This is a genomic window from Martinezella sp. CNPSo 3959 (genome assembly GCF_057784355.1).
Genome location: NZ_JBXSOV010000004.1, coordinates 107669 through 129771 on the forward strand (window position 1 = coordinate 107669; position 22103 = coordinate 129771).

General features: G+C 59.7%; 25 protein-coding genes. 17 read left to right on the plus strand and 8 right to left on the minus strand.

All coding sequences use genetic code 11. The annotated features are described in order from the left end of the window. The first annotated feature begins 310 nt into the window (after positions 1-310). Positions 311-1048: a transcriptional regulator VisN gene (gene visN / locus AC13RE_RS12935; protein ID WP_488563222.1), complete on the plus strand. Its 738-nt coding sequence runs from the start codon at positions 311-313 to the stop codon at positions 1046-1048. Between the two features lie 11 nt (positions 1049-1059). After that, positions 1060-1806 carry a transcriptional regulator VisR gene (gene visR, locus AC13RE_RS12940; protein WP_488563223.1) on the plus strand — a complete coding sequence of 249 codons (747 nt, stop codon included), beginning with the start codon at positions 1060-1062 and terminating at the stop codon, positions 1804-1806. Positions 1807-1855: 49 nt separating this feature from the next. On the opposite strand, the gene AC13RE_RS12945 is transcribed toward visR, so the two are convergent. From AC13RE_RS12945 to motA, 6 genes are all read right to left on the minus strand, one after another. Beyond that, the gene (locus AC13RE_RS12945) at positions 1856-2296 is read right to left on the minus strand and encodes a hypothetical protein (RefSeq protein ID WP_112608109.1); all 441 of its coding nucleotides are present in this window, start codon (positions 2294-2296) and stop codon (positions 1856-1858) included. A gap of 5 nt (positions 2297-2301) precedes the next feature. Further along, positions 2302-3378 carry a flagellar biosynthesis protein FlhB gene (gene flhB, locus AC13RE_RS12950; protein ID WP_488563224.1) on the minus strand — a complete coding sequence of 359 codons (1077 nt, stop codon included), beginning with the start codon at positions 3376-3378 and terminating at the stop codon, positions 2302-2304. Positions 3379-3471: 93 nt separating this feature from the next. Further along, positions 3472-4515, minus strand: coding sequence for a flagellar motor switch protein FliG (gene fliG / locus AC13RE_RS12955; RefSeq protein ID WP_132715811.1), 1044 nt, complete (start codon positions 4513-4515; stop codon positions 3472-3474). Positions 4516-4565: 50 nt separating this feature from the next. Next, a complete protein-coding gene (gene fliN / locus AC13RE_RS12960; RefSeq protein WP_488563225.1) occupies positions 4566-5102 on the minus strand; it encodes a flagellar motor switch protein FliN in 537 nt (178 codons plus the stop codon). A 63-nt stretch (positions 5103-5165) separates the two neighbouring features. After that, positions 5166-6113 carry a FliM/FliN family flagellar motor switch protein gene (locus tag AC13RE_RS12965; RefSeq protein WP_488563226.1) on the minus strand — a complete coding sequence of 316 codons (948 nt, stop codon included), beginning with the start codon at positions 6111-6113 and terminating at the stop codon, positions 5166-5168. A 5-nt stretch (positions 6114-6118) separates the two neighbouring features. Continuing rightward, positions 6119-6991 carry a flagellar motor stator protein MotA gene (motA, locus tag AC13RE_RS12970; RefSeq protein WP_015338794.1) on the minus strand — a complete coding sequence of 291 codons (873 nt, stop codon included), beginning with the start codon at positions 6989-6991 and terminating at the stop codon, positions 6119-6121. 223 nt (positions 6992-7214) lie between these two features. On the opposite strand from motA, the gene flgF reads away from it, so the two are divergent. The 13 genes from flgF to fliP all read left to right on the plus strand — a co-directional run bounded on the left by flgF (position 7215) and on the right by fliP (position 16313). Next, positions 7215-7949 (plus strand): flagellar basal-body rod protein FlgF, encoded by a 735-nt coding sequence (gene flgF, locus AC13RE_RS12975; RefSeq protein ID WP_015338795.1) that lies wholly within the window; start codon positions 7215-7217, stop codon positions 7947-7949. Positions 7950-7961: 12 nt separating this feature from the next. Beyond that, positions 7962-9347 (plus strand): flagellar protein export ATPase FliI, encoded by a 1386-nt coding sequence (gene fliI, locus AC13RE_RS12980; protein WP_488563227.1) that lies wholly within the window; start codon positions 7962-7964, stop codon positions 9345-9347. A 64-nt stretch (positions 9348-9411) separates the two neighbouring features. Next, a complete protein-coding gene (locus AC13RE_RS12985) occupies positions 9412-9978 on the plus strand; it encodes a flagellar protein (protein WP_488563228.1) in 567 nt (188 codons plus the stop codon). Between the two features lie 119 nt (positions 9979-10097). After that, on the plus strand, positions 10098-10490 hold the full coding sequence (flgB, locus tag AC13RE_RS12990) for a flagellar basal body rod protein FlgB (protein ID WP_112336532.1): 393 nt from the start codon (positions 10098-10100) through the stop codon (positions 10488-10490). A gap of 16 nt (positions 10491-10506) precedes the next feature. Continuing rightward, the gene (gene flgC / locus AC13RE_RS12995) at positions 10507-10923 is read left to right on the plus strand and encodes a flagellar basal body rod protein FlgC (protein ID WP_015338799.1); all 417 of its coding nucleotides are present in this window, start codon (positions 10507-10509) and stop codon (positions 10921-10923) included. Continuing rightward, positions 10920-11270 (plus strand): flagellar hook-basal body complex protein FliE, encoded by a 351-nt coding sequence (gene fliE / locus AC13RE_RS13000; RefSeq protein WP_488563229.1) that lies wholly within the window; start codon positions 10920-10922, stop codon positions 11268-11270. Before flgC ends, fliE begins: the two co-directional genes overlap by 4 nt. 97 nt (positions 11271-11367) lie before the next feature. Further along, complete coding sequence (gene flgG / locus AC13RE_RS13005) at positions 11368-12156, plus strand: flagellar basal-body rod protein FlgG (RefSeq protein WP_015338801.1); 789 nt, start codon at positions 11368-11370, stop codon at positions 12154-12156. 34 nt (positions 12157-12190) lie between these two features. After that, positions 12191-12676, plus strand: coding sequence for a flagellar basal body P-ring formation chaperone FlgA (flgA, locus tag AC13RE_RS13010; RefSeq protein WP_376766850.1), 486 nt, complete (start codon positions 12191-12193; stop codon positions 12674-12676). Further along, positions 12673-13791, plus strand: coding sequence for a flagellar basal body P-ring protein FlgI (locus AC13RE_RS13015; RefSeq protein ID WP_112397934.1), 1119 nt, complete (start codon positions 12673-12675; stop codon positions 13789-13791). The genes flgA and AC13RE_RS13015 overlap by 4 nt, the downstream gene beginning before the upstream one ends. Then, complete coding sequence (locus AC13RE_RS13020) at positions 13788-14330, plus strand: MotE family protein (protein ID WP_488563230.1); 543 nt, start codon at positions 13788-13790, stop codon at positions 14328-14330. The genes AC13RE_RS13015 and AC13RE_RS13020 overlap by 4 nt, the downstream gene beginning before the upstream one ends. Beyond that, positions 14327-15040 carry a flagellar basal body L-ring protein FlgH gene (gene flgH / locus AC13RE_RS13025; RefSeq protein WP_112336527.1) on the plus strand — a complete coding sequence of 238 codons (714 nt, stop codon included), beginning with the start codon at positions 14327-14329 and terminating at the stop codon, positions 15038-15040. The genes AC13RE_RS13020 and flgH overlap by 4 nt, the downstream gene beginning before the upstream one ends. A gap of 23 nt (positions 15041-15063) precedes the next feature. Then, positions 15064-15558, plus strand: coding sequence for a flagellar basal body-associated FliL family protein (locus tag AC13RE_RS13030; protein WP_488563231.1), 495 nt, complete (start codon positions 15064-15066; stop codon positions 15556-15558). Then, the gene (gene fliP, locus AC13RE_RS13035; protein ID WP_041677216.1) at positions 15555-16313 is read left to right on the plus strand and encodes a flagellar type III secretion system pore protein FliP; all 759 of its coding nucleotides are present in this window, start codon (positions 15555-15557) and stop codon (positions 16311-16313) included. The genes AC13RE_RS13030 and fliP overlap by 4 nt, the downstream gene beginning before the upstream one ends. A gap of 52 nt (positions 16314-16365) precedes the next feature. On the opposite strand, the gene AC13RE_RS13040 is transcribed toward fliP, so the two are convergent. After that, positions 16366-18309: an O-linked N-acetylglucosamine transferase, SPINDLY family protein gene (locus AC13RE_RS13040; RefSeq protein WP_488563232.1), complete on the minus strand. Its 1944-nt coding sequence runs from the start codon at positions 18307-18309 to the stop codon at positions 16366-16368. 332 nt (positions 18310-18641) lie between these two features. Here AC13RE_RS13040 and AC13RE_RS13045 point away from each other — a divergent pair, with 332 nt between their 5' ends. Next, positions 18642-19553 (plus strand): flagellin N-terminal helical domain-containing protein, encoded by a 912-nt coding sequence (locus tag AC13RE_RS13045; protein ID WP_132715819.1) that lies wholly within the window; start codon positions 18642-18644, stop codon positions 19551-19553. Between the two features lie 255 nt (positions 19554-19808). Beyond that, a complete protein-coding gene (locus AC13RE_RS13050) occupies positions 19809-20720 on the plus strand; it encodes a flagellin N-terminal helical domain-containing protein (RefSeq protein ID WP_132715820.1) in 912 nt (303 codons plus the stop codon). A 111-nt stretch (positions 20721-20831) separates the two neighbouring features. On the opposite strand, the gene AC13RE_RS13055 is transcribed toward AC13RE_RS13050, so the two are convergent. Continuing rightward, a complete protein-coding gene (locus AC13RE_RS13055; protein WP_488563233.1) occupies positions 20832-22094 on the minus strand; it encodes an ATP-grasp domain-containing protein in 1263 nt (420 codons plus the stop codon). Positions 22095-22103: the final 9 nt, after the last annotated feature.

A 22103-nucleotide genomic window follows, 5' to 3' on the forward strand; every position in this document is an offset into this window, starting at 1 on the left:
GATTCGGCCCGCTTTTCGGCGTTTCGCATGTCTAAGTTCGTAGAGTTCAAAGCGGAAAGATTTAGTCCATGGTTCGCGGTTTGTGTTTGCGGCGATGTATGCCGACACGATTGCGGATGTCGAATTCAGAGGCGAGCTATGCTCACCTTCCCGAACCCGCCGGGATGTATCTGTGCCGCGGTCGAGAAAGACCGGGCTTCGATGTTTCGTCCAGATACGTCGCCGGTTCTCTGAGGTGAAGGGATTGGGTTCTGACGAAACAATGCTCTCGTTGACGGCCGATCGTCCAACAGCGGCAGGAAATGCAAGTATGGACATGCAGATATCGCAGGTAAGCAAAGGCGATAGGGATGCGCGATCGAGCGTGCCCGCCAGAGCCATCTCGCGCGAGCAACTTGTTCTGCAGCTGGGTGCCGTTTCCGGCCCTGCCTATCTGCAAGCCGGCCTTCATGCCTTGGCGAGCTATGCCGGTGCCTCCCATTATCTTCTGGTTCGATCCGATCTCATCCAGGAAAGCGGCCTCGACTTCGTGATTGCCTCCGATTGGCCCTTCGATCTCGTCCGGCGTCTGGCGACGGAACTGACGAGCGGGTATGGCCGTATCGGCGAGCTGGAAAAATGCATGGCGCTGTTTCAGCCGAGCCTGGCGGCCCTGCCGGATGATATCGCGCTGCCTGAAGGTATAGGCCGTCAGTATCACGCCCTGACGTTCAATGTTGGCCGAACACGCTTCTCGTTGCTGCTGCTGGCGAATGAAGCGGCAGTACTGTCGCCCGAGCGGCTGAGGGACGTCGGCCTCCTGGCCGGCTATCTCGCCAGCTCGACGCGTTGCTTCGAGGGTAAGCTTGAGCGCGATTTCGAGCTGACCGAGCGCGAACTGGAATGCCTGTTCTGGATCGCCGAAGGCAAGACGAGCGACGAGATCGCCATGATTCTCGGGATCTCGCGCAATACCATCAATAACTACATCACCAGTGTAATGCGCAAGACCGCGACCAAGACCCGCTCGGAAGCGATCGCCTTCGCCGTGCGCAACAATCTCGTTTAAGGGCCGACCGGATGCGCTATCAGCCAGACAGGACAATGGGTATGCCGACCGAATCACGGCTTACCCGTTCCGGGCGGATCTCCGGCCGCTCCGACCTGTACCCGAAGCTCGTGTCGATGCAGAAGCTGATCGATGCGCAGCATTTCGCCGTTTATCGGCTGCACGGCTCAGGCCTCCCGCATAAGCAGCGCCTGGTATGCGAGCTCGATAATTGGGGCTCGGCCAACTCGGTCGTCGGCAAATCCTTCGTGGAGGCCTATGGCGAAGCGCTGATCGAGCATATCGACAAATCGCTGCTGCCGCTGATGTGGAACGGGCGCGATAGCGACAGCACGGCCGAGACGCCGGATTTTGCCGCCTTCACGCAGCGCCTGAAGCCGCATCTCCTGCCCTTTGCCGGCGTTGCCTTTCCCGCGCGGCTCGGTGCCGTCGGCAATGGCTATACCGTCTTCACGGCCAAGTTCATGGATCTTTCGAGCGATATGATCGTCGAGCTGCACGGCCGCAGCTGCCAGCTCATGATGGAGCTCCTGTCACTGGATGAACGCCGGTCACAGGCCGCCGAAGCGCTGAGCGAGCGCGAAATCGCCTGTCTGCAGCTTGCCGGCGATGGGCGCATCAGCGAGGAGATTGCCGAGAAGCTGGGATTGTCGGTGCATACGGTCAATGCCTATCTCGGATCGGCGACGATCAAGCTCGATAGCGTCAACCGCATCCAGGCAATCGCAAAGGCGATCCGCTTCGGCTACATAAGCTGACGCTGCGCCGAAACGGATCATCCTCGCAAGTCTTGCAACGCTAAATTTTTCAGACTGCGTGTGCCGCTTCGCCGCGAACGAGATAACGTGCGTCTCTCAGGCTGCGTGCAAGCAGCGCCGTATTTTCGTCCGGGTCGGACGAGGCCTTGTCGAAGGCGATATGGCTGATTTCGATGCCCGCATGATGTTCCGTCAGCGCGAGCTTGGCATAGATGGTGATGCCCCGCGGCTTGATCTCCAGATCGAGTGTCACTTCCGCCGGCCCGCCCCACTCGAGCTTATAGTCGCCGCCGAGCCCGAAGTTGACCGTGCCGGGAAGAAAATAAAGCTCAGCCGCCGAGGCCACGAGATCACCGAGATTGCCATATCGTTCGAAGCGCAGCAGCGAGATCAGATCGGCGGCATCGAGAAGGCGCAGTTCGCTTGCGACCGGGCTAATGGCTTCGGCTAATATTTGTTCGCGTTGGGCAGAGTAGGGGCATTTTTTCATTTGGTTTATCGTACCCGTTTTTTCGTCTGCGCCGCATAGACCCGATGGATGAGCTCTGCGACAGCTTTGTAAAATGCTGATGGTATGACGCTATCAACCGAGACTTGCGCAAACATGGAGCGTGCGAGCGGCGGATCTTCGAAAACGGGAATATTGTTAGCCTCAGCTATCTCCCTGATTTTCAAGGCAATAAGATCCTGGCCCTTGGCAACGACGACGGGCGCGTCGTTTTCCTCGCGCACATAGCGTAGCGCGACGGCAAAGTGGGTCGGGTTGGCGATGATGAGCGTGGCGCGTGGCACCTGTTTCATCATGCGGCGGCGAGCGCGGTCACGCGCGATCGAGCGCTGGCGCGACTTGACGATCGGGTCACCCTGCGACTGCTTGTGTTCGTCCTTGACCTCCTGCTTCGTCATCTTCAATTGGTCGAACCAGTGGTGGCGGCTCCACAGCAGGTCGGCGATGCCAACGACGATGGTCGCCAGCAGCACGATGATCAGGATGCGCTGAACGATCGTCGAGAGCCGCACGAAGATGGTCTGTGGGTCGGACACCATCGAATCGATCGCGTGGAAATACTGGCTGCGCAGCACAAAAAACATGACGATGCTGACAAGCACGATTTTCGCGAGGGATTTGCCGAATTCCACCAGGCCGGTGGCGCTGAAGATGCGCGTGAACCCTTTGGCCGGCGATATGCGGGAAAACTGTGGCCTGATTCGTTCGAGAACGGGGGTCGGCAGGTTCTGGAAGATCGAGGCGCCGATCCCGAAGACGAAGAAGAGCGCCACGGCCGGCAGCACCATGTTGCCGACTTCCCAGCCTATGCGCGTAAACAGCGATATGGCGTCCGGGCCCGTTTCCAGCTGCCATTGATCCGGCTTTTCGAAGAGGTCGCGTAAAACCTCGCCCATGCGGCCCATGCGTTCTGGCAGAAAGAAGGTGACGTAGATGACAGTCGCGAGCATGGAAGCAAAGAGCGTCGCCTCCCTGGAGTGGGGGACATTGCCTTTCTCGATCGTATCGCGGAGTTTTTTCTCCGTCGGTTTTTCTGTTTTACTGTCCTTGTCTTCGTCAGCCAAAGCAGCCGCCCTTTGCGAAACGGAAAGAGGCCGCGCATGATACGCGGCCCTCAGATCATCTGTTTACGATGTTTTGGCTGAGTCGCGCCGCGTTTATGCGGCTTCTTCCACAGGCGTATTTTCCTTGGCCTTGAGCTCGATCTGGCCGGAGTTGGCCAGACGAATGGCTTCCTGGGCGATGGCACGCCGGGCAATGGCGATTTCGCGCGGATTGATGCCGGCATTGCCCATCTGCAGGTCGGATTCGATCATGCGGCGCTGACGCGGGCTGATCGAGGACAGCACGATCTCCCGGATCTCGTTGCCGGATCCCCGCAGCGCCATCGTCAGGATGTCGGCGGCGATGTCGTTGAGCAGCAGGACGCGGCTCGGCTGCGGCATGCGCGTGAGATCGTCGAAGAGGAAGATCTTCGGGCGAACCTTCTCGACCGATTCCTTGTTGATCGATTCCAGCGAGCTCAGCAGGGTATCGACGACCGGCTTGTCGAGTTCGTTCATCAGGTCGGCGACCTTCGTGGAACCGGAGGCGTTGCGCTCTGTGTCGATCTCCGCCATCAGCCCGAGCACGCGGTTTTCGATGATTTGGGCAGCCTTCGGGCTGACATCCTTGATGTTGACCGTGCGGTTCATGATGTCGGCGCGCTGTGCCTCGGGAAGCTGCAGCAGGATCTTGGCACCGAAGGCCGAAGGCATCATGGAGAGCACATAGGCGATCGTCTGAGGATGCTCGCGCAGGAAGAACTTGGCAACGAAGACCGGATCGGCCTCGCCCAGGCGATCCCAGATGGAGGTCTCGTAAGCCTGGAAGGCGGTACGGCGGCCGAGCAGACTGTCGACCTCGTCGGGCGTCAGGCCCTCTTCGAGAATGCTCTCGATGGCCTTGGCGTTATCCATGAGGCCGGCGCCCTCGGTGAAGAGGTCCTCGAATTCCGCCACGAGCTGCGCCAGCTCGTCCGGCGGAATAACTCGCAGTGATTGCGCCGAGGCGATGATCATCTGCAGCTCGTTCTGCGTGAAGTATTTCAGCAGCCGTCCAGCCACTTGCTTGCCCATGGCGAGAAGGACGGCGGCTGCCTTTTCAGTCTGAGATAACGGTTTCTCGGCGATCGCGCCGCTGAAATCGTCAAAGTCCATCATGGTCTTCGTCTCCGTCCCGCAAGGGGGAGTGGGCTCGTCATGAGCAGGGTTCAGCTTTTCTTCGCGTTATAAATTTCAGTGAGCTTGATGCCGAATCTGGTGTCGTCATGTTCCAGAACGGTAATCTCGCCCCGGCCGATTTTGCGGCCGTTCACGGTAATCTCGACCGGCTCGCCGATCTTCTTGTCGAGTGCGATGATGGCGCCTTCAGTCAGGTTCATCAGGCCGGATACCGGCATGCGGCTGCTGCCGAGCACGATCTGGACGTCGATCGGGATGTCCATGATCAGGTCCATATTGGCGGTCAGCGCGCTGCCGGGAGCAGCCGGTGCGGCCGCCGCGGAAGCGACGCCGAACTCGCCGTCATCGAAGGCCGGAGTGGAATTGTCGTCGCTGAAATCGCCGAAGGTGGAAAGGTCCGTGCCCGTTTCGGCGCCGAATGCGTCGGTCTCAAAGTCGGGCAGGCTGCCGTCATTGTCTTTCTTCAGGACGCCCCGCAGACCATCGATGGCCTCGTCCAAGGCGGCATCGCTGTTCGAAATGTCGAGCGATTCCTCGCTGCTTTGCTGTGTCGTCTTCGTAGCCATGAAATCACTATTCCAGTTGAAACTTGCCTCAAGCTGCCGTGAGTGGGCTCACACGCCAGCAGATCAATTCATCAAGTGTCGAAGAAGCTCGTCATCGGAATTGACGTTGTCCTTGACGCGCACGGTATAATTTTCGCCAGAGCGGCCGAATTCGCAAATGTAGAGGTCTTTGCTGTTGGCGCTGACCTCGACCCGGACGTCGCCGCTATGATCCATAAAGGGAATGACATCGCCGACCGCGAGCTTGGAAATGGTATCGAGCGTCAGCGATTCGAGCCGAACTCGCGCCTCGAGCGTTACCTGCGAGCGGCGAACCTGTTCGCTGAGCTGCTCCGCCCATGTCTGGGAAGCGGCCGTCGGGTTCTTGGCGCGAGGCGTGCTGACGACGGTGCGCAGCAGGTCGCGTTGCGGTGCGATGATAACGATCTGCGAAATCGACTTGCCGAGCGAGATCGTCATCGTGATCGCAGCGGCAAACTCGTTACCGTTGTCACCGATGGCCGCCGGGCGGTCCTCGATATTGTAGGGCGGATCGAGGTAGGGCTCGAAACCGCCGGCTGCGTTCACCGCCGAGCGAAGCACTTTGGCGATCTTTTCGAACACCATGACGGAAAGATCGAGTTCGATCACTGAAAGTGGCCGCGCGACCGGCGCTTCCATATCTTCAGCGCGCGCGCCCAGCATATGCTCCATCAGCGTCATGATAAAGCCGGCGCCGCAGCCGAGGATGAAGTTAGGGGCCCAGTTGCGCAACGAACCGTTGACCAGCGCATGATGGCCACCGAGCCCGGCAATCAGCTCGTTCATCGAGCCGGACTGATGGCCGGCATAGGCGATGTTGATGACCAGGCCCGTCTCGGTCTTGATGATGTCGGGCAGGAATTCGGCATAGACCTGGGCGAAGGCGGTGCCGAGTTTCGCAAGCGTCGCCTGATCGCCGAGATTGCCTGTAAGCTTGGCAAAAAGGGTGCGGTCCATCGTCTGTGCTCTGTGCGATGATTGCTGGCTCATATTCGTCAGGCTGCCTTGCTCTCACCACCGGGGTTCATCATTTCCTGCTCGACGGCATCGATCGATGGACGTTCGTAGGAAGAGATGGTCTTGCGGCCGTATTCGAGGGCGACCTGCGGCACCGATCCGTTCATGTAGGCCAGCAGCGTCTGCTTCACGATGACGTAGAGGCGATGCTGCTTGTTGCGCACAACCTTGATCTGGGAAACCAACGGTGCGCAGACGGAATAGGACAGGATAATGCCGAGGAAGGTGCCAACCAGCGCCGAACCGATGAGATGACCGAGCACCTCGGGTGATTCGTTGATGTGGCTCATGGCCTTGATGACGCCGAGAACGGCAGCGACGATACCGATCGCCGGGAAGGAATCGCCCATGATCGTGATCGAATGATAGGGCTTCATCTTGTCGTGCTGCATCGTTTCGAGCTCTTCGTCCATCAGTGCCTCGATCTCGTGCGAGCGGGCATTGCCGATGATGATGAGCCGGACATAGTCGCAGATGAAAGCCGTCAGATCCTTGTTCTTCAATACCGTCGGAGCAGCCTTGAAGATCGCCGATTCATCGGGATTGTCGATATGGGCTTCGATCTCGTTGCGCGACTTGGTGCGCAGGTCGCGCATCAGGGCATAGAGTACCCCGAGCGTATCGAGATAGTCGCGCTCCTTGGGAACCGCGTGGCGGAAGGCCTCTCCGAGCGCTTTGCCGGAATCCTTCACCACCTTCATCGGATTGGCCATGATGAAGCCGCCGAGACCGGCGCCTGCGATAATGACGAATTCGAAAGGCTGGAACAGCGCGCCTACATCTCCGCCCATAGCCATGAAGCTGCCTATGATGCAGCCGCAGGTCACTACAAATCCGATAATAATATTCATCGTCGGTCCACACCTGAACGTTGCTTCATATGATGAACTAGGGGACCTGCCTTGCGTGAGGCTGTTCGATGGGTCTCCGAACATCCTTTTTGCCTTGTCAGCTTCGCACAAGCCAAGCCCTGCAGGATGGCGGGTAAGGGCATCCATGCCCCGCTAACGAAATGTAGGAGCGCCTTCGGCGTTTCCTTTCCCGTTATTCTCCAATGTCCGGAGGGCGTTGAAAATGCAGTCTGGTATTTATGTCGCGCTGTCATCCCAGATGGCGCTCGAGCGGCGTCTGACGACGATCGCCGACAATCTGGCGAACGTGAACACGACGGGCTTCCGTGGCACCGAGGTCAAGTTCGATCAGGTCCTCAGCAATACGGAAAACAAGCTCAACGCCAAGGTCGCCTTCGTCTCTCAGGGCAATGATTATCTCTCTACCGACAATGGCGAACTTCAAAACACCGGCAATCTCTTCGATTTTGCCGTCAAGGGGGATGCCTATTTCGGCATGAATACGCCGGCCGGCCTGGTGCTGACGCGCGACGGCCGCTTCACCATGACCGAAAGCGGCGCGCTGGTTTCCACGCGCGGCTTCCCGGTCCTCGATCCGGGCGGTGCGCCGATCCAGCTCGACCCCGCCGGCGGTCCGCCGAGCGTCGCGTCGAACGGCACGATCACGCAGAATGGCCGGAGCATGGGTCAGATCGGCCTCTATAGCGCCGATGTCAGCAAGGGTTTCCTGCGCTACGAAAACAGCGGCATCCTGCCGACCGATACGCCGCAGCCGGTGATCGATCGCTCGAGCATCGGGATTGCACAGGGCTACCTCGAAAACTCCAACGTCAACGGCATGCGGGAAATGACCAATCTTATCGAGGTCAGCCGTGCCTTCGACAATATCAGCACGCTCACCAGCAGTAGCGAAGGCACGCTCACCGACGCCATCAAAACCCTTGGCGGCAGCCAGTAAAGAGGGCTTGTCATGGCCGAGGATCGGTTGCCGGAGGGCGCGCTGTCGCCGAAGCTTTCGCATATGGCCGTCCTGGCGGGCCAATATGCGCTGGCGGAGAATGCCGTGGCCCATGGCGGTCATGTGCGCACCATCGCCGCTGGACACTATACGGTTGCCGGTCTTTCCAGGCAGGTGCGTCTCGGCGATTTCGTCGCGCATCGGTCGCCGACCGGCGTCCATCTCGGCGAAGTCGTCCGTGTCGAACCGGAACTCACCTATGTCTGTCCGATCGAGCCGGGCGAGCCGATCGGCATCCAGGACACCATCATCCGCAAGGGTGCTTTCCGTATCGCGCCCGACGACAGCTGGTGCGGCCGCACGATCAACTCGCTCGGCGAGCCGATCGATGGCCTTGGTCCCCTGACATCGGGTCTGGAAGCGCGCTCGATCGCGAATACGGCGCCGCCGTCGATGATGCGCAAGCGTGTTGAAACCGGCTTCAAAACCGGCGTTCGCGCTATCGATATCTTCTCGCCGCTCTGCCTCGGCCAGCGCCTCGGCATCTTCGCCGGCTCCGGCGTCGGCAAGTCGACGCTGCTGTCGATGCTGGCGAGGGCCGATGCTTTCGACAAGGTGGTGATCGCGCTCGTCGGCGAACGCGGCCGCGAAGTGCGCGAATTCATCGAGGATACGCTGGGTTCCCACATGCAGAAGTCGGTCGCCGTCGTTGCGACCAGTGACGAAAGTCCGATGCTGCGTAAGATGGCGCCGCTTTCGGCCATCACTATTGCCGAGCATTTCCGCGACAGGGGCGATAACGTTCTCCTGATCGTCGACAGCGTCACCCGCTTCGCCCATGCCATCCGCGAAGTGGCGACTGCTTCCGGCGAGCCGCCGATCGCGCGCGGATATCCGGCATCCGTCTTTACCGAACTGCCACGGCTTCTCGAGCGGGCAGGCCCGGGGCCGGAGGGGACCGGCACCATCACCGCCATCATCTCCATCCTGGTCGATGGCGACAATCATAACGACCCGATCGCAGATTCCACCCGTGGCATCCTCGACGGTCACATCGTGCTGCAGCGTAGCCTCGCCGAAGAGGGACGCTATCCGCCGATCGACCCGCTGGCATCCGTGTCGCGCTTAGCGCGCAAGGCCTGGACTTCGGATCAGGAAAAGCTGGTTTCGCGCCTGAAGGCATTGGTGCATCGCTACGAGGAAACGCGCGATCTGCGTCTGATCGGCGGCTATCGCCAGGGCGCCGACGCCGATCTCGATATCGCGGTGCGCCAGGTGCCGATCATCTACGACATACTGAAGCAGACGCCCGGCGAAGAGCCGTCGGCGGATGCTTTCACCGATCTTGCGACGGCCCTCAGGAATGCTTCGGGCGGCGTTCCCGCCAGGGCCAAGTGATGGCCGTCCGTCGCACGATCTCGTTTTTTCCTGTCCGCAAGCCTGTCGAAGATTGCTGAACGTCATGCTGAGAAAGAGGCCGCAAGTGAGAGAATCCGAAGCAGACGAACCGGTCGCCCCGCCGAAATCGGCGAGAAGGCGAACTGTTGCGGACAGGGCTCTGGCCTTTACCGGCCTGGCGCTGGCCGGTGCCTCGGCCTTCTTTCCCTGGTATGTCTTTCTGAACCCGGAGAAGTTCGGCATCCAGGTGGCCGAAGGCGATCGCACCCGCGATCTGCCCAACTGGCCTGGCCGCGCCGTTGTCAGTGTGTCGCCGCTTGCCATGGTCAACAAGAATCCCTCGCAACCGAAGGATCTCATCCCCGATCCGCTGACGACGGCAACGGTCAGCAATACCGGCCGCGAGGATGACAAGGGGCCCCCGGCCGATCAGCAGCCGTTCCCCGGCAAGTCTGCCTTCCAGCTGCTGCATGTCGCCAACGGCCGCGCTCTGATTGAGGACGACACCGGCATGTATGTCGTCCGTGTCGGATCGCTTCTACCCGACAGCAGCCGGCTGGCTTCGATCGAGCAGCGGGAAGGAAAATGGGTCATCGTCACCTCGACGGGCGATGTCTACGGCAGCAATTGAGGCAAGCACGGAATCGCCTGGATTTCAGGCACTTCGAAGACTTTACAGGAACGCATTTCCCGCAAGTCCCACGCAAGATTATCCCGCTAGATTCACAGTGTAAGAACGGAGAGAAGCCCATGCAACCCATTCAGCTCTTTGACCTGGCCTCGCGGCAAGCGGAGTGGCTCCAGGTGCGTCAGCAGGTTGTTGCCGGCAATATCGCCAATGCCAATACCCCGAAGTTTCACGCCAAGGATGTCACGCCGTTCCAGGCGGTTCTGGACAACCAGAACGTCAACATGGTCCGGACCAGCCCTGCGCATCTTTCGGGCAACGAATTCAGCACGAGCGGCAACGTCAACGTCGAAGAGGCGCCGCTCAACCAGGAAATTGGTGTCCAGGAGTCGGGTAACACCGTCGGCCTGGAGGACGAGCTCGCCAAGGCCGGTGACATCAAGCGGCAGTACAGCTTGAACACCGCCCTCGTCGGCTCCTTTCATCGCATGATGTTGATGGCCGTAAAACAATAGATGAAGTGAAGATGTCATGGACCCCTTATCAGCCGCATTGAAAATTGCAGGCTCCGGCCTGGAGGCTCAATCGACTCGCCTGCGTATCGTCTCCGAAAATATCGCCAATGCCCGCTCGACGGGCGACACGCCGGGTGCCGATCCTTATCGGCGCAAGACCGTGACGTTCGGTGCCGAGATGGATCGCACCAATGGCCTGACCACGGTCGGTGTCAAGAAGCTCGGCGAGGACACGGGCAGGTTCGTCGAAGAATACGATCCCAGTAATCCTGCCGCCGACCAGAAGGGCTACGTCAAGATGCCCAACGTCAACGTTCTGGTCGAGATGGCCGACATGCGGGAGGCCAACCGTTCATACGAGGCCAACCTGCAGACGGTCAGACAGGCCCGTGATCTCATCTCCTCCACTATTGATTTGCTGAAGAACCAATGATCGACGCGATTAAGAATGTAGCCTCCCTCTCGGCGACCCGCGGCCTTGGCAGCATCGCCACCGATGTGACCTCCGCCGCTTCCGGCGCGCTGAACGCCTCGCCGGCCGTTGCCGCGGGCGTAGATGCCGGAATGAGCTTCGCGTCCGTCATGTCGAATGTCGCGAAGGATTCCATCAATTCGCTGAAGGATGCTGAAAACGCCTCCTTTGCCGGTATCAAGGGCACGATGAGCACCCGCGAGGTGGTCGACAAGGTCATGCAGGCCGATCAGACCCTGCAGACCGCGATCGCACTGCGCGACAAGGTGGTCTCGGCGTTTCTCGATATTACGAAGATGCAGATCTAGTGCGGGGTTCTCCGCTCTAATTATTTGATTTGGCGTGAGTTGTTCGCAGGCCGCTTCGCGGCTTCGGAGATTCCGCCCTGGCTCGAAGGACGAAAGCATGAGAGCGCTCGCAATTGCCGCGACGGGCATGGACGCCCAGCAGACCAATCTCGAAGTGATCGCGAACAACATCGCGAACATCAACACGACGGGTTACAAGCGCTCGCGCGCCGAGTTTTCCGATCTTCTTTATCAAACGGAACGCGCCAAGGGCATTGCCAACAGGCCGAACCAGGCGGTGGTGCCGGAAGGCGCCAATATCGGTCTCGGCGTGCAGACCGTGGCCGTACGCAACATCCAGGTCCAGGGCCAACTCTCGCAGACGCAGAACGATCTCGATATCGCCCTGGTCGGTCGCGGCTGGTTCCAGATCCAGATGCCCGACCGCACGATAGCCTACACCCGCGCCGGCTCTTTCAACAGAAGTGATACCGGCCAGATCGTCACGCCCGATGGCAACACGTTGGCGCCGGGCATTACCGTTCCGAACAATGCCACCAGCCTCACCGTCAGCCAGTCCGGCCAGGTTTCTGCAATCATCGGCACGGCGACGACGCCGACGGTACTCGGCCAGTTGCAGATCGCCAATTTCGTCAACGAAGCGGGCCTGCAGCCGATGGGCAGCAACCTCTTCACGCAGACGCCGGCCTCCGGCGATCCGGTTGTCTCAGATCCCAACCAGAACGGCTTCGGCTACATGAAGCAATTCTATCTCGAATCGTCGAACGTCGATCCGGTCAAGGAAATCACCGATCTGATCACCGCGCAGCGCGCCTATGAGATGAATTCGAAGGTCATTACCACGGCCGACGAAATGGCGCAGGTCGTCAGCAAGAACCTGAAGTAACGAGAGGGACGGGCCAAACATGAGGTTTCGCCGGATGAAAAGCTTGGCAATGGCATGGTTCGCCGCAGCGAGCCTCTCCGTCGTATTTGCGTCGCCTACACCCGCCGGTGCGCAGAGCACCGATGGAGGAAGTTTCGGAACTGCCGTAGTGCCGACCGAGACGATCTATCCGGGCGATATCATCACCAGCGGTCAGCTCGAAGAGGTTGATGTCACCAACCCCAATCTGAGCGGTGACTATGCCAAGCGGCTCCGCGAGGTGACCGGCCTGGTCTCGAAGCGCACGCTGCTTCCCGGCCGCACCATTTCCATTTCCGCGCTGCGCCAGCCATATGCGGTAACGCGCGGCTCCAATGTACGTCTGGTGATGAGCATGGGCAGCATGACGATCACCGCGGCGGGCACGCCGCTGGATGACGGCGCCGTCGGCGACAATATCCGCGCCCGCAACATGGACTCCGGCATCATCGTCAATGGCACGGTCCTCCAAAACGGCACGATACGCGTGGTCGCGAAATGAAACGGCTTCGTCAATTACTCGCAGTCCTATTCGCATTACCGAGCCTGATCGTCGCCGATCCGGCGCTCGCGATGCAATCGCGCATCAAGGATATCGCATCGTTGCAATCCGGCCGCGACAACCAGCTGATCGGCTACGGTCTGATCGTCGGTCTCCAGGGGACCGGCGACGGCCTGCGTTCCTCGCCTTTCACCGAGCAGTCCATGCGCGCGATGCTGCAGAACCTCGGCATCTCGACGCAAGGCGGCCAGTCCGCCGCCAAGAACACTGCAGCCGTCATGGTGACGGCGAACCTGCCGCCCTTTGCAAGCCCGGGCAGCCGCATCGACGTGACGGTCAGCTCGCTCGGCGATGCGACGTCGCTCCGCGGAGGCACGCTGATCATGACTTCGCTGAGCGGCGCTGATGGACAGATCTATGCCGTGGCGCAGGGCTCCGTCATCGTATCCGGCTTCCAGGCACAGGGTGCTGCCGCCACGGTGACCGAGGGTGTTACCACGGCTGGCCGCGTGCCCGGCGGTGCCATCATCGAGCGTGAACTGCCGTCGCGTTTCAAGGATTCCGTCAATCTGGTCCTGCAGCTGCGCAATCCGGATTTCTCGACATCGATCCGCATTTCCGACACGGTCAATACCTGGGCGACTTCGCGGTTTGGCGCGCCGATCGCAGAAGCCAAGGATTCGCAGGAAGTCACGATCGCCAAGCCGAAGATGGCCGACCTGGCGCGGCTGATGGCCGATATCGAAAATCTCAATGTTCAGACCGACACGCCAGCCAAGGTCGTCATCAACGAGCGCACGGGTACGATCGTCATTGGCGCCGACGTCCGCGTCTCGCCGGTCGCCGTCAGCTACGGAACGCTGACCGTGCAGGTGAGCGAGAACCCGCAGGTGATCCAGCCAGAACCCTTCTCCGATGGCCAGACGGCGATCCAGGACCAGACCGATATCACTGCCACCAAGAGCGGCGGTCGTGTGGCTGTGCTGGAAGGGCCCGACCTGAAGACGCTGGTCGCAGGCCTCAACAATATCGGCGTCAAGCCGGACGGCATCATCGCCATCCTGCAAGGCATCAAGTCGGCCGGCGCCCTGCAAGCGGAGCTCGTGCTGCAATGATCCCGAACGCCATTGCCAGAAATATGCTGATCGGCTGCAGCCTCGCAACGGCAGCCCTGCTCCTGTCGCTCGGTGTGGCTCAAGCGCAGGAAGCGCCGAAACCGGTCGCCGCCGATCCGGCTTCCAGCCAGGATGAGATCCGCCAGTTCTGCACCAATATCGCCGATCCAGCACGGGACCAACGCTATCTGCTGCAAAAGCAGGAACTGGAAAAACTCCAGGCGGACGTCGATCAGCGCATTGCCACCATGGACAAGCGCAAGGCCGAATACGAAGACTGGCTGAAAAAGCGTGATGACTTCCTCAAGACCGCGGATCTAGGCCTGGTCGATATCTACAAGAACATGAAGCCGGATGCGGCCGCAGCCAGCCTCAATGATGTCAGAACCGTCGTGGCGGCGGCAATCATCATGAAGCTCTCCGCGCGCCAGTCGAGCCTCATTCTTGCAGAGATGGATGCGAAAAAGGCGGCGGTCATCACCAATATCATCGCCAGCGCATCCGACCCGAATACATCGAAGTCGAAGGACCCCTCATGAACACGCGTCTTACGGCCGCCTGCGCAATCGTCGTCTTTCTCGCCGGTTGCCAGTCGCAGGCCCTCAGGGAAATCGGCAGGGCGCCTGCCATGAGTCCGATCGGCAGCGGCCTGCAATATGCTCAGACGCCGCAGATGTCGCAATATCCGAAGCGGCCGCATCAGGTCGCGCAGGGCTATTCGCTCTGGAACGATTCGCAGGCCGCTTTGTTCAAGGATTCGCGCGCGCTCAATGTCGGCGACATCCTGACCGTCACGATCCAGATCAACGACAAGGCGAACTGGGACAACGAGACCAATCGCAATCGCACGAACAAGAGCGATATGAATTGGGATATTTCGGCCAAGATTTTTGGCTGGAGGCCTGCCACCAACGCCGACGCCACCTCGGGCTCCGACACCAGCACCGACAGCAAGGGCAAGATGCAGCGCTCCGAGCAAATCAATCTTCTGGTCGCTGCCGTCGTGACGGGCATTCTCGAAAACGGCAACCTGATGATCAGCGGCTCGCAGGAAGTGCGCATGAATCAGGAAATTCGCATTCTCAATGTCGCCGGCATCGTCCGGCCGCAGGACGTGACGTCCGATAATACCATTTCCTACGACAAGATTGCCGAGGCCCGCATTTCCTATGGCGGCCGCGGCCGCCTGACAGAAATACAGCAGCCGCCGAGAGGGCAGCAGGCGGTCGACCTGCTCTCGCCGCTCTGATTTGATAGCGAACGGATAGGGATATGGCAGCAGTCGCAGACGAATCGGCAAAGGGCAAGGGATCGTCGCTGATCATGATGGTCGCCGGGCTGCTGGTACTCACCGTACTCGGCGGCGGCGGAGGCTGGGTACTGGGAACCATGGTGGCGCCGCGGATCAAGCAGGCCACCGCTGCGGTGCAGGCGACGGCAAAGGCTGGCGGCGACGGCAAGCAGGCTGCAGCCGCCGCCCAGGCAACCGGCACCATCACGCTGGATCCGATCACCGTCAACCTCGCTTATCCCTCGCAGAACTGGATCAGGCTGGAGCTTGCGCTCGTTTTCAAAGGGCCGCCCGACGCTCAGCTTGCCCAGGCGATCCATCAGGACATCCTCGCCTATATCCGCACGGTCTCCCTGCAGCAGATCGAAGGCGCCCGTGGCCTGCAATATCTTCGGGATGACATCCAGGAGCGTGTTGACCTGCGCTCGGAAGGACGAGTATCGAAAGTGATGTTCAGAACTTTCGTGATCGAATGAGTCGGCCAGCACTTGCTCTATTTATATTCGTGATTGCTGCCTTGTCGCCTGAACTGGCGGCGGCGCAGCAATTGTCGCAGCAGCTTCCCACCGATCTTCTGAACGCGCCGGTCAACGGCTCGGTTGCTGCCTGGATCATCCGTACCTTCGGGCTCCTGACGATCCTGTCGATCGCGCCGGGTATCCTGATCATGGTGACGAGCTTTCCGCGCTTCATCATCGCCTTTTCGATCCTGCGCACCGGCATGGGCCTCGCAACGACGCCGTCGAACATGATCCTGCTGAGTCTTTCGCTGTTCATGACGTTTTATGTCATGTCGCCGACCTTCGATCAGGCCTGGAAGGATGGCGTGCAGCCGCTGCTTGCCAACCAGGTTTCGGAAGCCGACGCGGTGCAGCGCATTGCCGAGCCTTTCCGCACCTTCATGTCGAACAATACGCGCGACAAGGACCTGAAGCTTTTCGTCGATCTGGCGAAGGAACGCGGCCAGTCGACGGTGGTCGACAACAAGATCGATTACCGCGTTCTGATCCCGGCCTTCATGATCTCGGAGATCCGCCGCGGCTTCGAAATCGGCTTCCTGGTGGTACTGCCGTTTCTCGTCATTGATCTGATCGTGTCGACCATCGTCATGGCGATGGGCATGATGATGCTGCCGCCGACCTCGATCTCGCTGCCGTTCAAGATTCTCTTCTTCGTGCTGATCGACGGCTGGAACCTTTTGGTCGGCAGCCTGGTCCGCTCTTTCCATTGATATGAAAGCGTAAGGCGATCATCGGAGGCACAGCCCCGATGATCGCTGAAGCTTACTCGGCCGCGATCGCAGCCGAGTTCCGGTCATCTTCCATGAACGGTTCTGAGCGCTCCGGTACGGCCGGCACGTCGATGTGATCGGGTGCCAGTCCCTGCTTGGCCCGCGCCGCCATCATTTCGAAAGCCGTCTCCAGATGCTGCGTGAAGCGTTCCGCATCGAAGAGCGGTTTGATGGAGCGATTGGCAGCCAGAATTTGCTTGAATTCAGCGATACGCTCCGGTTGCTCGGCGAGCTGCACGGCCATGTCCTCATAAGCCTGGATGTCTGCGGCCACCAGCTCGGGCAGGCCGATCGCATTCAGCAGGCTTTCGCTGACGCGTGAGGCGAAGTTGGTGCCCTTCACCGTGAGGACCGGCAGACCGCCCCACAGCTGTTCCGACGTGGTCGTATGGCCGTTGACGGGGAAGGTATCGAGGCCGAGATCGGCCAGCTGCTGGCGGTCGATGTGATCCTCGTAGCGAATGCGGGTGGTGAAGATGACTCGCTTGCGGCTGATGCCACGCGCTTCTAGACGTGCCCAGAGATTGGCCTCTGCGCGGGGACCGTTGCAGAGTAGCCAAAGGACGCTGTTCTTGCTGCGCTTCAGAATGTTGCACCACACGTCGACCATTTGTGAGGTGATCTTGCGGTTGCCGTTGAAGGAGGCGAAGACGAAGGCGTCTTCGGGCAGTTCGTGTTGCGCGCGCGTCGTCGGCCGCGGCTTGGGGCGGTTGAGCGGATCGTTCGGCTGGTAGCATTCGGGCAGCCGGCAGAATTTCTCGTGGAAATGCGCCTTCGAATGATCCGGAAGCACATAAGGATCACCGATAATGTAGTCGAGATCGATATTGACGACGGAGCCCGGAAAACCGAGCCAGGAAACTTGGATCGGAGCGGCCATATGATTGAGGATAGCCGCGCGGCTTCCTTTGGTGTGCCCCTTGAGATCGACAAGAATGTCGATATTCCGAGCGCGGATCGCCTCTGCTGTGCCCTGATCAGACAGGCTGCGAACGTCGACCATTGTTCCCCACTGCTGATGGTCGAACGGCTGCTCCTTCTGGGAAGCGAGATCCGAATGGTCGAAGAGGGTGATCTCGAACCGATCCCTGTCGTGCAACTCCAGGGTCCGCTGCATCAGCTTCATTGTCGCGTGGCCGGGCCAGAAATCGGACGAGAGATAACCGACGCGGATCTTGTTGCTCCACGTGTGTGGCAACTTGCGACGAGCCTCGGCATGGCCGGCGGGCAGGGGTTTTGTGTCGTGGACCGCATGCTTATTGATTGCTTCATCGCCACACCAATGCAGGTGGAAGAAGGGATTGTCCGGGATCACATAGTCGAGATTGCCCTTTGCCAGTGCCGCTGTGATCGGCGCTATGTGTCTGTCGACAGCCGCGAGATCGGATATCTCTCGAGCAAAGATCAGATGGAGTATGCGCGTGACAATGCTGTCGGGGTGTTTCTTGAACAGCGTCGCAACGAGGTGTCGGTTGCTTGCGTCATAGAGATCGTCGGTAAGCAGTTTCGCTGCCATGAGCCGATGCTTGAGCTCCGGTCCCTCGACCAGTATCGTCTTGAAGCTGGTCAGGAGTTCTTTCTGCTGTCGGCCGAGGAAAATGCGAGCGAGGATGAAGGCAATCTCCGGATCCTTAAACGCCATTGGAAGGATCAGGTTGCCGACTGCGAGAGCCTGATCGTCATTGCCGCATTCGCTATGAAGCAGCAGCGCCTCGCGAAGATAGTCGTCGCGCTGCGGCTTTTGCCGCCCGGCCAGTTCATACGCGCTCGCCGCATCCGATCTGAAGCCGAGCTTGAGCAATGTTTTCGCCAGCAATGCATAGGTCTTTGGCGACCTGTCGACGTTAAGCAGCTCGTTCAGGGTCTCGAGCGCGCGCGTATACTGTCCCTTCTGATAGAAACCGGACGCTGTCGAAAAGGCATTTTTCGTATTCACGAGCGAGAACTCCAAGCGGAATGTTGAACTGGCACTCGCCAAGGGCCGAGTGCCGGAATCATGGATTCCGCCCGATCTTCGCGCACGTAGCTTGCCTGAAACCGAAGCAGCGGCGGAAAATGCCTTTACGCATTTTTAGCTACGTTCCGGAGAGCCGCTTACCGGCGGATCGAATTTAAGAAATTGGCAAGCAATGGATGCGACTTTCCTTGCGACATGACGGGTTTGGTCCTCTAGGAAAACGGATCGAGGGGCATGAAGCTGCTCCGTCATCGCCGGTATTTCAGTCCGGTATGTCCTCCTTTTGTATCCAGTTTCCAGGGGACACTCCTATGACCAGCATTATCACCAACAATTCCGCAATGGCCGCTCTCCAGACGCTGCGCGGTATCAGCAGCAACCTGCAGGACACCCAGGCCGCTGTTTCTTCGGGCCTGCGCATCTCCAAGGCTTCTGACAACGCTGCTTATTGGTCGATCGCCACCAGCATGAAGTCCGACAACAGCGCCATCGGCGCGGTTTCCGACGCTCTCGGCCTCGGCGCCGCAAAGGTCGACACCGCTTCGACGGCCGTCAGCAGCGCCATCGACATCGTCGGCCAGATCAAGAGCAAGCTTGCTACCGCCATGGAAGGCTCGGTTGACAAGAAGGCTGTTCAGGAAGAAATCGGCCAGCTGCAGCAGCAGCTGCAGAGCGTCGCCCAGTCGGCTTCGTTCAACGGCGAAAACTGGGTCATGGCTCAGAACGGCGACTCCGCTTCGGTCGTCTCCTCCTTCATCCGCGGCACCAACGGCACCGTTTCCGTCAGCACGACCTCCTACGCCTTCGACACCGGCGCGACCGGCAACGTTCTGTTCGGCTCGAGCGCCGGCACGATCGACACGACTTCGGGCATCCTGGGTACGTCGGATGGCTCGGTTGGCGCTTCGGTCTTCAGCCTCGACATCTCCAGCATGACGACCGGCCAGATCTCCAGCGCCCTGAACATGGTTCAGACCGCTCTCAACTCCATGACCAGCCTCGGCTCGAAGCTGGGCTCTGTCTCCAGCCGCATCGATCTGCAGACGAGCTTCGCTTCCTCGCTTTCCGACTCGATCCAGTCGGGTGTGGGCAAGCTGGTTGACGCCAACATGGAACAGGAATCGAGCAAGCTGTCCGCTCTGCAAACGCAGCAGCAGCTGGCCATCCAGTCGCTCTCGATCGCCAACTCCTCGAACCAGTCGATCCTGTCGCTCTTCCGTTAATAGGAAGAACCAACGCAGCGCGTTGGTCGAAAATCCTAAACAACAAGTTAACCGCGCCTGTCTAAGGCGCGGTTTTTTTTATATTTTTTGCCTCAAGCCAGTTCAGCTTTTCTTAACTATATTGCTGTTTCTTAGGACCATCGAAGCGGCGAGTTAACCTTAACGATTTTGGTTAACAGGCATGATGCTGAATGCCGTTACCGGTTTTAGGTCCGGAATGTCCCTTATTCAACCACTGCCAAAGGGGCAAATATCATGACGAGCATTCTTACCAATAACGCCGCAATGGCTGCTCTCCAGACGCTGCGCAGCATCGGCTCCAACCTGCAGCAGACGCAGGGCGCTGTTTCTTCGGGCCTGCGCATCTCGAAGGCTTCCGACAACGCCGCTTACTGGTCGATCGCCACCAGCATGAAGTCCGACAACAGCGCCATCGGCGCGGTTTCCGATGCTCTCGGCCTCGGCGCCGCAAAGGTTGACACTGCAACCACCGCCGTCACCAGCGCCATCGACATCGTAAGCCAGATCAAGAGCAAGCTCGTCACCGCCATGGAAGGTTCGGTCGACAAGAAGTCCATTCAGGAAGAAATCGGCCAGCTGCAGCAGCAGCTGGAGAGCGTCGCCCAGTCGGCTTCGTTCAACGGCGAAAACTGGGTCATGGCTCAGAGCGGCGACTCCGCTTCGGTCGTTTCCTCCTTCATCCGCGGCACCAACGGCACCGTTTCGGTCAGCACGACCGCCTACGCCTTCGACGCCAGCGCGACCGGCAACGTTCTGTTCGGCTCGAGCGGCGGCACGATCGACACGACTTCGGGCATCCTGGGTACGTCGGATGGCTCGGTTGGCGCTTCGGTCTTCAGCCTCGACATCTCCAGCATGACCGGCGGCCAGATCTCCAGCGCCCTGAACATGGTTCAGACCGCTCTGAACTCCATGACCAGCATGAACTCCCGCCTCGGCTCGATCTCCGCTCGCATCGATCTGCAGACGACTTTTGCTTCCTCGCTTTCCGACTCGATCGAATCGGGTGTGGGCAAGCTGGTTGACGCCAACATGGAACAGGAATCGAGCAAGCTGTCCGCTCTGCAGACGCAGCAGCAGCTGGCCGTCCAGTCGCTCTCGATCGCCAACTCCTCGAGCCAGTCGATCCTGTCGCTCTTCCGTTAATAGGAAGAACCAACGCAGCGCGTTGGTCGATGGTAGCAGACAAGCCTTCGCCGCGCCTTCTCCGGAAGGCGCGGTTTTCGTTTTTGGCTCGGCGTATCGGCGCCGACTGGCTCAGGACGCCTTTCCGAGGGCCTCGGCAGCCTTTTGCCGAGCGGCATCGACGAAGCCATCAAACAGTTTGTGCATGGCCGCCTGCTTGTAGGGATAGACGCTCGGATCATCCATGTCATGGACCACCATGGCGACATCGAGCTCGAACACCAGCAGGCGTCCGTCGGGAAGTTCGGCGCAATCGATGCCGAAATAATCGAGCTGGATATGGCGGCAAAGGGCAGCGAAGCTCTCTTTATGGCGCAGGGCGAAATCCTGATCGAAGTTTTCCATCCATGCCTGTTCGACGGCGCGTTTTGCCGCGCTTTGCTCCATGCCGGCGCTCAGATAATGCACGATCCAATGGTCTGAGAGCGCCATGTGGCTCGCGAATGCCTTGCCATTGATGAACACGATGCGCTGCTTGTTATAGAAGCCGTCGGAACCGCGAAAATCGATGAAGGGCGCGACGTAAAGTTCTGGAGCGGGCTGAGCCTTCAGAAAGGTGACAAGCTCGACGGAGTCGGTGATGCGTTCCATGCCGTTGCCGGCATGCGTGCTGATCGGGCGCACGACCAAAGGGTAGTCAAGGCCCGGAGCGCAATCGTCCAGCCGTTTCGCGCCGGTGGCGACGGCCATAAGATCGGCGTGCGATACGCGGTAGGTAAAGGGCGAAAGAATGGAGGGCTCATTCGCCAGCATGGCGCTGACGCCGTCGCGCGTCAGCCTTGCGATCAGTCCCGGATTACGGTTCATCACCGGACCGTCGAATTTGGCAAGCAGTGTCTGCATATGGGCGAGAAGAGGGGCGTTTTCGGTCGATTCTCCGATCGCCATGAAAGCGATGTCGTGCTCCGGCAGATCGACGAGCGCGAAGGTTTGCAGGTCAACGTAATGCAGCCACAGCACGCAGTCGCTGCCGGCCAGCAGAAAATCGATCGGCGTATTGGCCATGAAATCGCCTTCGGTCACGAAAGCGAGTATCCGCGGACCAGTCCCGTTGCCATGGACGACGCAATAGTCGCGGCGCATCTGCACGGCATTCTTTAAAATCTGGCGAGCCTCATTACTGCGGCCGAGCGTCTGCAGGATGATGGCCATGTCCAGAAATGCAGCCGCGGCGGTCGGATCCGCCGTTACGCGTTGCATGAGCTCGTTCCAGAGCGGGGTCACGTCGTGACCGGCATAGACGAGGGAGACTATTCTCCGCATGCCGAGAATTCGGGCGCCGGCCGGTATGTTCAATAGAGCCGGATCGGCGATGGGGGCTTTGGTCATCAGCATTGCGGAAGA